The 13525-nt window shown below is 39.6% G+C and carries 14 protein-coding genes; 5 read left to right on the top strand and 9 right to left on the bottom strand.

Annotated elements, in window-relative coordinates; genetic code table 11:
• Positions 1 to 10: 10 nt before the first annotated feature.
• Positions 11 to 280 carry an FmdB family zinc ribbon protein gene (locus PL9214_RS18440; protein ID WP_072720235.1) on the bottom strand — a complete coding sequence of 90 codons (270 nt, stop codon included), beginning with the start codon at positions 278 to 280 and terminating at the stop codon, positions 11 to 13.
• 331 nt (positions 281 to 611) lie between these two features.
• Between PL9214_RS18440 and PL9214_RS18435 the strand changes: the two genes are divergently transcribed.
• Together PL9214_RS18435 and PL9214_RS18430 are read left to right on the top strand one after the other, a co-directional pair.
• Complete coding sequence (locus PL9214_RS18435) at positions 612 to 1208, top strand: hypothetical protein (protein WP_072720234.1); 597 nt, start codon at positions 612 to 614, stop codon at positions 1206 to 1208.
• Positions 1209 to 1291: 83 nt separating this feature from the next.
• Complete coding sequence (locus tag PL9214_RS18430) at positions 1292 to 2899, top strand: tetratricopeptide repeat protein (protein WP_072720233.1); 1608 nt, start codon at positions 1292 to 1294, stop codon at positions 2897 to 2899.
• 4 nt (positions 2900 to 2903) lie between these two features.
• On the opposite strand, the gene PL9214_RS18425 is transcribed toward PL9214_RS18430, so the two are convergent.
• Entirely contained in the window at positions 2904 to 3569 is a 666-nt protein-coding gene (locus tag PL9214_RS18425) for an L-threonylcarbamoyladenylate synthase (protein ID WP_072720232.1), read from the bottom strand.
• 68 nt (positions 3570 to 3637) lie between these two features.
• On the opposite strand from PL9214_RS18425, the gene larC reads away from it, so the two are divergent.
• The 3 genes from larC (at position 3638) to PL9214_RS18410 (ending at position 6533) form a co-directional block, all read left to right on the top strand.
• Positions 3638 to 4951, top strand: coding sequence for a nickel pincer cofactor biosynthesis protein LarC (larC, locus tag PL9214_RS18420; protein WP_072720231.1), 1314 nt, complete (start codon positions 3638 to 3640; stop codon positions 4949 to 4951).
• 124 nt (positions 4952 to 5075) lie between these two features.
• On the top strand, positions 5076 to 5861 hold the full coding sequence (locus PL9214_RS18415; protein WP_072720230.1) for a slipin family protein: 786 nt from the start codon (positions 5076 to 5078) through the stop codon (positions 5859 to 5861).
• Positions 5862 to 6005: 144 nt separating this feature from the next.
• Positions 6006 to 6533, top strand: a complete 528-nt coding sequence (locus tag PL9214_RS18410) for a Ycf51 family protein (RefSeq protein ID WP_072720229.1) — start codon at positions 6006 to 6008, stop codon at positions 6531 to 6533.
• Between the two features lie 13 nt (positions 6534 to 6546).
• Here the strand turns inward: PL9214_RS18410 and PL9214_RS18405 are convergent, their stop codons facing one another.
• The 7 genes from PL9214_RS18405 to PL9214_RS18370 form a co-directional block, all read right to left on the bottom strand.
• Positions 6547 to 7203 carry an SH3 domain-containing protein gene (locus PL9214_RS18405; RefSeq protein ID WP_072720228.1) on the bottom strand — a complete coding sequence of 219 codons (657 nt, stop codon included), beginning with the start codon at positions 7201 to 7203 and terminating at the stop codon, positions 6547 to 6549.
• A gap of 35 nt (positions 7204 to 7238) precedes the next feature.
• The gene (guaD, locus tag PL9214_RS18400) at positions 7239 to 8564 is read right to left on the bottom strand and encodes a guanine deaminase (RefSeq protein WP_072720227.1); all 1326 of its coding nucleotides are present in this window, start codon (positions 8562 to 8564) and stop codon (positions 7239 to 7241) included.
• Between the two features lie 37 nt (positions 8565 to 8601).
• Positions 8602 to 9120 (bottom strand): 2-oxo-4-hydroxy-4-carboxy-5-ureidoimidazoline decarboxylase, encoded by a 519-nt coding sequence (uraD, locus tag PL9214_RS18395; RefSeq protein ID WP_072720226.1) that lies wholly within the window; start codon positions 9118 to 9120, stop codon positions 8602 to 8604.
• 2 nt (positions 9121 to 9122) lie between these two features.
• Positions 9123 to 9485 (bottom strand): hydroxyisourate hydrolase, encoded by a 363-nt coding sequence (uraH, locus tag PL9214_RS18390; RefSeq protein WP_072720225.1) that lies wholly within the window; start codon positions 9483 to 9485, stop codon positions 9123 to 9125.
• Positions 9486 to 9538: 53 nt separating this feature from the next.
• Positions 9539 to 10708 (bottom strand): FAD-dependent urate hydroxylase HpxO, encoded by a 1170-nt coding sequence (gene hpxO / locus PL9214_RS18385; RefSeq protein ID WP_072720224.1) that lies wholly within the window; start codon positions 10706 to 10708, stop codon positions 9539 to 9541.
• 4 nt (positions 10709 to 10712) lie between these two features.
• Complete coding sequence (locus tag PL9214_RS18380; RefSeq protein ID WP_083580088.1) at positions 10713 to 11474, bottom strand: SGNH/GDSL hydrolase family protein; 762 nt, start codon at positions 11472 to 11474, stop codon at positions 10713 to 10715.
• Positions 11475 to 11901: 427 nt separating this feature from the next.
• The gene (locus PL9214_RS18370; protein WP_083580077.1) at positions 11902 to 13392 is read right to left on the bottom strand and encodes an ammonium transporter; all 1491 of its coding nucleotides are present in this window, start codon (positions 13390 to 13392) and stop codon (positions 11902 to 11904) included.
• Between the last annotated feature and the right edge of the window lie 133 nt (positions 13393 to 13525).

The following is a 13525-nucleotide window of genomic DNA, read 5'->3' as shown; positions in this document are numbered from 1 at the left end:
TAGACTACTATTAATCGGATGCGGTGACATTTTCATAGACTCCTTTGTCTCGTTTGACTAATTTCGTAAACCCAGCGTTTTTATAATCGGAATTAGAGGTGGGAACCGAAAGCATCGGTGCACTGATGACACGACGTACAGGAGCATCTTCAGGGGTCTCTCCGGTCTCACACTGGGCTAACTGGCAAAGTTCACCCCAGGTTTTGATCTCCCGGCTATAGGAGTGCATCACTTCTATCGTTTGGTTGTTGCTCGGACAGAAATAATCGTAGATTGGCATAGCAAGGCTTTCTATTATCACAGTCGGTGAGGATTGATATCTCTATTATGGAGGGTTTTGCTCAAAGTTTCACCCCCCAAAAAAAGGCAAGACCCAAACCGGATGCAATTTTGCCAAAATCAGAGATAATACGGAAGTTGAGGTTGTGATTCCCATTCATTTGCTCAACAACATCTCATCCTCTATCTTGATAGAGAAGAAAAAATCCACTTTGTTTCCAGGGTGACAAAAAAATAATGAATTTGACGGGGGTTTTAATTTTCCTAACACTATAAAATTGAGTTTATATTAAAATTTTCTGACTCTAACCTATTCTGGTGAGGATGTATCGATGAGTGATTTTAAACCAACTCCTGAAACCAATATGACAACCACTCAACTGTTAGATCGTTATCAACTTCATGATGCCAACGCCTTAAAAACTTGGGCAAGTTTGCATGGAATTTATAAACAGGATGGTTTATTTACTCCGTCAGAAGTGGATTTAATTGATCACGTTCATCATCATGTTTATAATTTAGGAATGACTGTTGATGAATATCAAAATTTCTTAAATCGTCGCCTAAATCGAGTACAATCGAGTGTAGAAGCGGAACCCCCTATTGTTCAGCAAAATCCTGTTCCTGATGAGATTACAACAGAAGCCTCTCAAGCGTTAGAATCGTTAATGGAACAGTATTCCGAAGCTATTGAATTGATGGGGGAACGCATTGCGGATCATTTTATTGATGAATTAGATTTATCCGTGATGCGACATTTGGCAAAAAAAGTTAAAGAACGTCAATTATTAAATGGTCAAGCGACTAAACCCAATCGTTTTTTAAGAACAATTCAAGCGGTACTTAAACCTAAAAATAGTCCTTTATTAGCATCTCCTTCTCCTGAAGAAACGACTGTACAAATGGAAAGTAATCATCGCTTAGGTTAAATGCTTTTTAAAGGTGTTGGCTGTTAACCGTTAACAGTCAACTGTTAATACCCAAGACCCAAAACCAGATTAATACTGATCGAATGGACTCATCTTTAAATCCCAAGAATTTTGTTAAATATTTGTATCAACAGGCAAATTATCATTTAGCACATCAACAAGTTGATGAAGCGCTGTCTGTGTGTTTGGCGGCGATGAATATAGATCCAGAGTATGCCCCGATTTGTAAAACATTAGGGGTAATTTGGCAAGTTCAAGAAGATTTTGAACAGGCGGAATTTTGGTATAAAAAAGCTTTAAAATTAAAGCCGGATTATGCAGAAGCTTATGGAAATTTAGGAGATATTTTTGCTGAAAGAAAAGATTGGGAAACCGCAATTTTAAATTATCAAAAATCGATTCAATGTAATCCTAATATAGCCGTTGTTTATCGAAATTTAGCAAAAGCTCTGACTCAAGTTAATCAACTCGATGAAGCGGATATTTTCTGGTATAAAGCGTTTCATTTAGAACCCAGTTTAGGACTATTTTCTGAACATTTATTCTTAGGAAATCGACTGTTTCAAAAACAGGATATTGACAAGGCAATTTCTTGTTATCGCAATGCCATTCAATCTAACCCCCAGGGATATGAAGCGTATCATAACCTAGGAGAAGCTTATCATCAACTGCAACAATGGGAAAATGCAATTCAAGCTTATAGCCAAGCCGTTGAAAGAAATGATCAATTTTTTCCCTCTTATATGGCGTTGGGGAATATTAATAAACAATTAGGCAAATGGGAAAATGCAATTCAGGCTTATAAGCGTGTGATTGCCTTAAATCCTAAAGCTTATTTACCTTATTTTCAAATTGCAGAAATTAAGTTTAAATTACAACAATGGGATATGGCGATCACCTTTTACCAAGAAGCTCTAAAATTAGAAGATAAGAACCCATTTATCTATTTATCTTTAAGTCGAGCTTATAGTTATACAAAACAATGGGAAGAAGCGATCGCCGTTTCAGAAAAAGCTTTAAACATAAACGTTAATTTACCCCATTCTCATACCCATTTAGGTAACTTTTTATCAGAAATTGGGGAACTCGAAAGATCGATTCAATGTCATCAGAAATCCCATCAATTAAGGGGATGGAATGCCAGCAGCGAGAAGAATTATCACTTTACCAAAGATTGGTTTAGCGTGAATATTCCGAAGTGGGATAAAGCCCTTCATGCTTTCGCTCATCGTCCTCAGATTCAAGGCTTAGAAATTGGCAGTTTTCAAGGGATGTCTGCTTGTTGGTTACTGGATCATATTTTAACCCACCCAACGGCAAAAATGACTTGTATAGACTTAAGTTTTAAAACGGAATTTGATCAAAATATCGTTAAAACTGGAGCATCGGAAAAAGTAATTAAATTAGAGGGCTATTCTCAAGAAATATTACCCACTCTTTGCCCTCATACCTACGATTTTGTTTATATTGATGGCTGTCATTTAGCCTCAGTGGTTTTGCAAGATGCGTTACTATCTTGGCAATTACTGAAACCGGAAGGAATTATGATTTTTGATGATTACGAATATCGAGATCCTGAAAATCCCGAAGAAGATACTCGTCAAGGCATTGATAAATTTCTGAACACTATTTCTAAACCTGTAAAAACTTTGCATCAAGGCTATCAGTTAATGATTCAAAAAACGGTTTAAGCCCTCATCCTTCCAACCACTCTTCTGCTTCTTCCCATCCTTGACCTTTTCTAACAATAACAGGTTCATCGGCGGTTAAATCAATAATCGTTGAAACTTGATAACCCGGATCTGAGGTATCATCAACAATAATATCAACTAATTTTCCTAAACTATCGTACAATTTGGCTTTATCAATTTGACCTTCTATGGGTAGCGCAATCGGAGCTTGACCTTCTTCTTCTGTGGTAATATGGGCAGAAGTTGAAATAATTGGATTGCCTAAAGTTTCAATAATTGATAAACACGCTTGATGATTAGGAACCCGAATTCCGGTGGTTTTGCGTTTGGGAGACATAACTAATTTAGGAACTAATTTAGTTGCGGGTAATAAAAAAGTGTATGTCCCTGGAATTAAGCGTTTAATTAACCGATAAGCTGAGTCACTGACAATGGCATAATCAGTAATATTCGATAAGGACGAACAGAGGAAGGTCAAGGGTTTATCATTGGAGAGTTGCTTAATGCGTCGGACTCGTTCAATGGCCGACTTAACGGTTAAATCACAGCCAATGGCATAGACCGTATCCGTCGGATATAGCATCAACGCGCCATCCTTGAGGGCATCTTTGATTTTTTCAAGGGTGCGTTCTTGAGGGTTTTGGGGGTGAAGCTCGTACAGAATTGCCATAGTCAAATGTTGTATTTTAGAGAATAAATTTTATAGTGATTTTAAGACTAACAGACTAACGACAAATTATGGCTAAAATTGCTTATTTTCAATGTCCCACTGGGATTTCTGGGGATATGTGCCTAGGGGCTTTAGTTCATGCCGGGGTTCCCATCGATTATTTAAAGGAAAAGTTAGATTTACTGGGAATTGGGGCGGAATATCAGTTTAAAGTCAAATCTGTTCGTCGTCAAGGACAGTTGGCCACTAAAGTTTCTGTCAATTTAACTCAACAGCAACTCTCCCCAAAAAACATCCATTCCCATCATAATCAGGATCAGGCTCACAATCATCTGCATCAAGATGAAATTCATCCCACCCATGACCTCAGCCCCACCCGTCATTTATCCGATATTGAAGATATTATTCTTAAAGGGAAATTACCGAAACAGGTAGAAGTTTGGAGTTTAGCAATTTTTCGGAAATTAGCAGAAGCAGAGGCGGCTGTTCATGGCATTCCCTTAGAAGAAGTGCATTTTCATGAAGTGGGGGCGACGGATGCCATTGTGGATATTGTGGGAACTTGTTTGGGTTTAGATTGGTTGAATATTGATCAATTTTACTGCTCAAAATTACCCACAGGAGGAGGGACAGTTTGGGCGGCTCATGGTCAATTACCCGTTCCGGCTCCGGCGGTTTTAAAGTTATTTGAACTGGGGAAAGTTCCGATTTATAGCAATGGAATTGAACGGGAATTAGTTACACCAACGGGGGCTGCTATTGCGGTGACTTTAGCTCAATATTTTGGAGAACCTCCGGCTTTATCGATTCAAACCATTGGCTTAGGGGCAGGTTATCAGGATTTTGCCATTCCTAATATTTTACGGCTTTGGATTGGAGAACAGAACCAACTTTATAATTCTGATATTGATTCAAAAATTAATCCAGAAATTCAAACAATTTCAGAAACAATTTCGGTCTTAAAAACTCAGATTGATGATTTAAGCCCTCAAGTAATTTCTTATACGTTTGAGTTGTTATTTCAAGCGGGAGCAATTGACGTTTTTAGTCAACCCATTACCATGAAAAAGTCTCGTTTAGGAGTCTTATTGACGATTATTTGTCATCCCGAAGACCGTCAAGCTTGTGAAGCGATATTATTTCGAGAAACGACAACTTTAGGAATTCGTCATACTCTGCAAAATCGCAGTATTCTCAAACGGGATATTCAAACCGTTCAAACCCCTTATGGTGTTGTTCGCATTAAGGTCGGGTTTTCGGGAGAAAAGATTACGAATGTTCAACCAGAATATGAAGATTGTGCTAAACTTGCTAAACAGCATAAAATTAGCTGGTTAGAAGTCCATCGATTAGCATTACAAAGTTGGTATAATTTGCCTTAAAATTACCGATAGAGAAGAGAGATCAATAATTAGGCTTCTATGTCTTATCCTAAAAATTTATTAAGAATTTGAGCTTAATTTCTGTTGCTCTTTATCCTAGAATTAGCATTGGAGAGCCAAAATCATGAGTTACCTGTTTGGATCTGCTTTTATTCTACTGACTTATTTAACAATTGCAGGGTTTAAATTAGATCGAGAATATCAACGGGGGGTTGTTTTCAGATTAGGGCGAGTGCAGGCGGTGAAAGGGCCGGGTTTATATTGGATTATTCCAGCCATTGATCAAAAAGTTCAAGTCGATATTAGAACAAAAACCGTTGACATTGAACCCCAAGAAACGATTACATCGGATAGTGTTACCATTCGCGTTAATGCAGTTTTGTATTACCGTTTAATTGACCCGTCTAAGGCAATTGTTAAAGTCGAAAATTATGAAAAAGCAGTGTATCAAGCCGCTTTAACAACCTTGAGGAATGTCATCGGTCAAAACAGTTTGGATGATGTTTTACAAAATCGAGATAAAATTAATCATAAAATTCAAGAAGTTGTTGATGAGATGACAGAATCCTGGGGAATTATAATTGAACGGGTGGAAATGAAGGATGTTGAAATTCCGACTTCTATGCAACGCGCTATGGCTAAAGAAGCCGAAGCGTTCCGCGAAAAACGAGCGCGTTTAATTAAAGCTGAAGCGGAACAAGAAGCTTCAATTAAATTAGCAGAAGCCTCTCAACTGATTATGAAAAATCCGGCTGCTTTAGAGTTAAGACGGTTGCAAATGTTATCGGAAATTGGCACCGAAAATAATACCACAACGATTGTTGTACTTCCTTCAGATTTAACCTCATTAACTCAAAATTTAGCCGTTAAACCCCAGTCTAAAACTTCTCTTCCTGCGAAAACCGAATAAAAAGGTTTTGCAACCCTGTTTCCTATTCCCTAGCACTATAGCCTACAAATCTAAGGGTTAAAAAGAGATTGATGAATCTTTATCCCAAATGAACCCGTTTAAGATTAAGCTAGAAGGTTAGACGTTTTTTCTTGAATGACCATCATGAACTTCCCGTTATCAACAACAGATTGGCTAGAGCTTTCTAAGTGGGTTGGAATTGCGACTTTAGCTTTTGGCGGAATTACGGCTTTAGCTTTTATTTTTAAATGGGGAACTCGGTTTAGATTAGTTGGAATCACTGCCTTTACAGGGGTTTTAACCGTAGGGGTTTTTGGCTTAAGTTTAGGTCTATTTTATCATGTTGAAATTCCGGGCGCATTACCTTATACCCGTGTTTTTGATGATGGCGGTAGACAAATTGTAATTGCCGTTCCTCCTAATATTACCGAAACTCAATTAAACGCCACATTACGTCAAGCGGCGGCGAATTTATATTCTCCTGGACGAGGTGGACAATTCCAAGAAGCGTTGTTAATTCGTGCCCGAACTCTGGTTCACCCGAATGCAGAAGTGTCTCAACCCCTCTATTTAGGTCAGGTGAAACGTTCTGTAATTGAACGAGAAAATGATAACCTAGAAATTCAGATTTTCACCAAAAATCTGGCTCGTTTACAACAGTTTAACTCTTAAATTCTGTTCAAGTTTAATCCGCCTTTTGAACGATTAAATGGGTCGGTTGATATTGCAGAATAAATGATGTCATTATCTCTCGTTCTTCGATGGTTGGGGTGGCTAAACATCCTGATGTTCCCGTTTGAGAAACATAGGAAAAAGCCGAAGGATCATAATGTACCCCTAACCCTAATCGTTGGGTGGGAAAAGTGGGTGTAATTCCTGACCAAACCCCCCCAAATTCTCCGGGTGCTTCTTCTACAACACCCGGAGCATCAAAGGTATAAATTCCAAAGGGTAAAGGCGTTTGAGAACCCGGTTCATCGGAGGGAATTTGTTGACCAATGCGCCCGGAAACACAACGCACAGTATTAATAATTTTGCCGATATTATCGATTAATTGGGTTTGATAAACTTGTAAACCGCCTCCAATTTGTTCCTGAGTTTGTGTCGCCACAATTTTAGAGCCTGGAAGGTTTAAAATATCAGAGTTAATAATCGTTAAAAATTTCGCAGCAACCCAACGATTTGTCCCGATGGGTGTCCACATTTCACCCTCGACATTCACAGACTCTCCACTAATTGTAACCGGGGTTCCATTTTGTAAAACCTCAACAATTTCACCATTTGGAGTCGAACGAACATTGAGGGTATCACCGTAAGTTGTGACAATAGCAGTAGAATTCATATTACCATTTGCCAGCTAATTGAATTTATTCTATCCTATTTTTTGGTATATGCCATCTCTCCCATAATATACGTTGCTTGAATGGCTCGATCATCTCCTAATATAATCAGTGTAAAGACTTTTTCGGCTATTTCTAGGCGGGTTTGATTGTCTAAAATTTGTTGATTTTTTAAGTCCATTAACGGGGTTGCATTACAGTTTAAAACAATAAAATCCGCTTCTTTTCCAATTTCAAAATTACCAATTTTATGATCTATTTTTAATGCTTTTGCTCCCCCTAATGTTGCTAAAAATAAGGCTTGAAAGGCGGATAATGTTTGGCTTTGTAATTGGGCAACTTTATAAGCTTCATTGGCAGTTTGAAGGAGGGAAAAACTGGTTCCCGCACCAATATCGCTTCCTAAACCTACGTTAATAGGATGAATTTTAGATTTAGCTTTGTGCAGTTTAAACAGTCCACTTCCTAAGAATAAATTAGATGTTGGACAAAATGCGATCGCCGATTTTGCTTCTGATAACCGTTTAAATTCATCATCGCTTAAATGAATACTATGAGCGAAAATTGAACGGTCTCCCACTAAACCCGCTTGAGCATAAACGTCTAAATAGTGTTGAGCTTCGGGAAATAACTCAGCCACAAATTCAACTTCTTTAAGATTTTCTGAAAGATGGGTTTGTAAATAAACATCAGGAAATTCTGTTAATAATTTTCCCGCTAATTTCAACTGTTCAGGACTCGATGTAATCGCAAATCGAGGGGTAATAGCATACAGTAAACGTCCTTTTTTATGCCATGTTTGAATTAATTGTTTCGTTTCTTGATAAGAGGTTTCTGGGGTATCTTTTAAATAATCCGGTGCATGACGATCCATCATCACTTTACCCGAAATCATCCGTAAATTTCGCTGATAAGCTTCTTCAAAAAAAGCCTCAACGGACTGGGGAAAAACCGTAGCAAAAACTAAGGCAGTTGTGGTTCCATTTTTGAGGAGTTCATCGAGGAAAAATGCAGCAATTTTTTGAGCATATTCTCGACTACTAAATTTCCGTTCTGTGGGAAACGTATATTGATTTAACCAGTCTAACAGTTGTTTTCCATAGGAGGCAATCATTTCGGTTTGAGGAAAATGAATATGGGTATCAATGAACCCTGGCATAATTAATAAATCGGGATAATGGGTAAGGGGAAATCCTTGATATTTGTCTTTTAAAATGCTATAATGATCAAAATCTTTAATAATGCCTGCTTCTACCACTAATAATCCATCAGGAATATAACGAACGCTGTTCTCTTCTGATTCATAAAAGGGATCAGCAATAAAGTCTAAAAATGAGGAGCGAAAAAGTTTTAAGTTTGTCATGATAGAGCGATGTTCTAATCTAATATTAGAGTGTATGTTACGAAGATAGGTTATGGTTCAACTTTTCATAAAGACGAAATTGAGCAATTTTATAAATTTCTTCTAAAGCGGTTATTTTTTCTTCCTCAATAGAATGATTAAGCCGTTGTTCAAAAGCTGATAAAATACTCGCTTTTGTATGATTTTTAACAGCAATAATAAACGGAAAACCGAATTTATCTTTGTAATTTTTATTTAATTGATAAAAGTGTTCATATTCAGAAGGGGTTAAACAATTTAACCCAACTCCTGCTTGTTCCTTAACCGAGGCTTCTGCCATTTTTGCTTTACTTCCTAAGTCAGGATGAGCGCAAATTAACGCGAGTTGTTGTTGTGAATCACTATTTTTAACAATATCAACCATTGTTTGATATAATGAGGGGATATCTTCAAAAGGTCGTTTTAACCCAGCTTGTTCAGCAACCCAAGGAGATGCTTCAAAAATAGCTCCTAATGTTGAGATAAATTCCGTTTGAGACATTTGATTGAGTTGGGATAATAAAATAGTAGCTGTCATCTCTAACTGCCTCGATAGGTACTATAAGACCAAGGTGAAACTAATAACGGAACATGATAGGCGACGGTGGGGTCAGCAATGCCAAATCGGATGGGAATTTGATCTAAAAATAAGGGTTGAGGTAGAGATTGATATTGGGTTTTAAAATAGTCTCCCACCGCAAAGACTAATTCATAAATTCCTCTGTTTAAGTCTGTTTCTGTTAATAAAGGATTGTCGGTTCTCCCATCGGAATTGGTAACTACTGTTTTTAACGGAATTCGTTCTCCTGTTTCTACATTAATTTGCCATAATTCAATCCTTAAATTAGCAGCAGGACGACCGTTAGCCGTATCTAATACATGAGTTGTGAGTTTAGCAACCATAAGATAAAAATTGAAAGGTTAAAATAAGTTTCAGAAACCCGGTTTCTAATCGTTTACTTAAATGGCCCTCCCAGAATTGTTTTGCATAAAGCATCCGTAACATCACGTTCCGTTTCTTGTTTCAGTTGTTCATACCATTTTTGAGTTAATTCTGGGTCTTTACCATAAATCATATCTGCACGTTTTCGAGCTTTCAGAACCAAGGTTGACGTGCGTTCTTTGCGCTCTGTTTCATATCGTTTTAACGCATATTCTACGCCTAAATTAATCGTTAATAAAAATCGAGATAATATTTCGGCATCTTCCATCGCTTGACACCCTCCCTGTCCTAGGGTTGGAGTCGTAGCATGAGCCGCATCTCCTAACAATGCAACTCGACCTCGAACCCAGGTTTCTAAGGGATCTAAATCATGTATTTCTAAACGGTTTGACTCATAAGGATTAAGACGTTCAATTAATCGTTGAACAGGGAACGGCCATCCCATAAAAATCTGTTTTAATTCCTGTTGACGATACTCAGGTTCAACCCAAGTTCCTTTTGCCATCGGACAACCAAAGAAATAATAAAATCGATTATTTCCTATCGGCATCATCGAGGCACGTTTGCCTTCTCCGACATAAATTACCCAGGTATTTTTATCGCCTAAATCTTCCTGAATTTTGATTAAACCATTCCAATTAACATAATCAGCATACCGCAATTCTACCGGATGACCAACAACATAATCGCGCAACTTAGAATGAATTCCATCCGCCGCAATTAACACATCGCCACTGGTTTGATATCCATCAGCAAAATAGGCGGTGACTCGATGTTCATCTTGCTCAATTCCAATACATTGAGCATTGAGTTTAACTGTTTCCGTCTCGTTATTAAACGCTTTTAAGAGTAAAGATTGTAATTCCGTCCGAGAAACGGGATAAGGTCGTTGTCCGACCGTTTCTATCACCGGATGTAGAGAAATTCGATTTAATAATTCATTGCGATGACTGCGATATTCCATCACATCCATCAGTCCCCCAATTTTAGCAACTTCATCACCTAAACCTAAACTATTAAGAACTTTAACCCCATTTGACCAAATTGAAATTCCGGCACCTGCGGGACGAATTTCGTTTGTTTTTTCATAAATTTCAATGGCATATCCTGCCCGTCGCAGGGTTAAGCCTGCGGTTAATCCTCCAATTCCTGCACCAATAATAATAACTTTGAGATGATTCATAATATTAAGGGTTAGAAGATGGCTCTAAGGCAATTTGAGTATAGAGTTTTAAAGCCGAACTCCAAACTAAATAACCTTGTTGACTTAAATGTAAACCATCCGTGCTTAACTCCGGCCTTAAATTGCCGTCGGCATCGGTAAATAAGGAATGTAAATTAAAATAATAAGCTCCTTCTTCCTCCGCTATTAATTTTAACGATTGATTGAGATTCCGAATCCGTTCATTGGAAATTTTTAATAAACGGTCACGCCCTTCCCAACTAGACTGTTTACCACTATGGGGAAGAATAGATTGGACAACAATTTGAGTATCAGGATGTACCCAACGTAAATCTCGAATAATTTCCCGATAATTATTTAACAGTGTTGTATCGTCTACCCCCCGAATTAAATCATTAATCCCAATCATGACAAAAATAGTGTCCGGTTGAGTAATATCAAACAACTTAATTCGCTTTAATAATCCGGCGGAAGTTTCCCCAGAAATCCCTTGATTTAACCAAGTTTGTTCTGGGGGTAAAAGTTCAGATGGAAACCACAAGCTTAAGGAATCTCCCGCCAAAATCCGTAAATGTTCCGGTGAGCGTTCCGCAATAGCATTCGCTTCCCGCTTCAACTGTTCAACCCACTGTTCATACGTCCAGCGATGACGAGGGACACCGACCGCATTGATTAAAGCCGAGTCCGATGTTGATTGTAACTGAGTAGCCCCAAGAGCATCCGTTAACGATGATGTAGTCGCACCTGAAACAGATTGCCTCTGCATTATCAATCCCAGAATGATCAATAAGAGTAACCCATTGCTGATTAAAGATATCCAAGCCCAATGGGGAATCGTTTTTGAGCGAATGAACACTGGATTCCAATACTGCTTAAACAAGACTGACTCAACCTAATCCGTCCATTTAACATTTAACATCCCTTTCCCTGAAATGGGCAAAAAAAATACCCCGGCTTGGGGAGGGGGAGACAAGGGGACGGGGAGACAAGGGGACGGGGGGACGGGGAGACAAGGGGACGGGGGGAGACGGGGAGACGGGAGAGGGAGAAGAGGGAGGGGGAGACGAGGGGGAAATAATTAGGTTCGGGTTCCGCACTCCGCACTCCGCACTCCTAACTCCGCACTCCGCACTCCTAACTCCGCACTCTGCACTCCGCACTCCTAACTCCGCACTCCGCACTCCGCACTCTAATTAATAACGACTACTAACGCTACTCCCTTTACCGGGAAAACTAGAGCCCGAACTGCCTAGACCGGGGCCAACGTCATCTTTGAGGAATCCTGCGTAGGCTTCCATCCCGTGTTCGGCGATATCCAAGCCTTCAAATTCCTGTTCAGGATGAACCCGTAACCCAACGGTGGCTTTGAGGGCTAACCAGAAAATCGTACTCAGAACAACGGTAAACCCGCCAATGGAGAGAATACCGAGAATTTGTACTATTAAATTAGCACCGCCAAAAACTCCAGCCATTAAGGTTCCAAAAACGCCACAGACTAAGTGAACAGACGTTGCACCAACGGGGTCATCAATTTTGATGCGGTCAAAGAAACCCACAGAGTAGACAACAATTACCCCAGCCAAGCCACCAATAATCACAGCACTCAAATAGCTAACAGAATCACAGCTTGCGGTAATTGCCACTAAACCCGCTAAAATCCCGTTAATAATCATGGATAAATCGGGTTTACCATCCTTAAACCAGGATGTAGCCGTTGCAGTAACCCCGCCCGCCGCTGCGGCTAAGTTGGTTGTAACAGCAATATAGGGGATTTGTTCGTTGGCGGCTAAAGTGGAACCGGGGTTAAATCCAAACCAGCCTATCCACAGAATTAAACACCCCAAGGTCGCGATACTCATGTTATGACCCGGAATGGCACGAGGTTGTCCATCGGCCCCATATTTCCCTAAACGGGGGCCAAGGAACGCAGCACCCATTAATGCGGCCCAACCACCAACGGAGTGAACCACCGTTGAACCTGCAAAATCTTTAAATCCGGCTTGGGCTAACCATCCCGCACTATCCCAAACCCAGTGACCTGTAATGGGGTAGGAAATCCCAACCAGAAGCAAGCTAAAAAGCAAAAAGGCAATAAATTCAATGCGTTCAGCCACAGCCCCCGATACAATGGTTGCGGCTGTGCCAGCGAAAGCGACTTGGAACAGGAACAGTAAAGGAACAGGTAATCCTGCGGGAAAGGGGCTTAAACCGTAGGTTTCTGACTGTCCGGTGAGGAAATAGCCACCACCTCCAATGAAGGGGTTTTCCCCGCCAAACATAAAGGAAAATCCAAAAGCCCAGAAAATTAGGGTCGCTAAGGCGAAGACAATTAAGTTTTTCGCTAAAACGTTAACCGCATTTTTCTGGCGACAGAAACCGGTTTCTAACATACAGAAACCCGCGTTCATAAAAATCACCAAAATGGAAGCGACTAAAACCCACGCAATGTTTAAATAACCCTGAACAATTTCTGGGGTGAGGGGGGGAGCATTTTCTTGAGCAACGGCGGCAAAACCCCATACCCCAACGATAATCGCCGTTAACGGGATACAGGCTAACCAACTGGGAGACAGCCATCGAGAATGCTGTAATTTCAGGATTAGACTATTGATTTTAGCGGTGAAACGACTTGTCCTTTGCTGTCGCCGTTTTCCTGGATATTGAGGTGTTTTCGGAATAAACATTGTGTTGGATTTAGGAATTGATGTCAGTACAGGAAATGAATCGCACAATTCTAGGGAGTGATGGTTAATCAGTTACAGAATCAATCACGGGTTCTATTTTTTGAGTTCAACGTTATATCCGAGTGATAGTGTT

The organism is Planktothrix tepida PCC 9214, from assembly GCF_900009145.1.
In the GTDB taxonomy this organism is placed as follows: Bacteria; Cyanobacteriota; Cyanobacteriia; order Cyanobacteriales; family Microcoleaceae; genus Planktothrix; species Planktothrix tepida.
The sequence above is the reverse complement of the archived record's forward strand: the minus strand, read 5'-3'. Positions and strand labels throughout refer to the sequence as shown.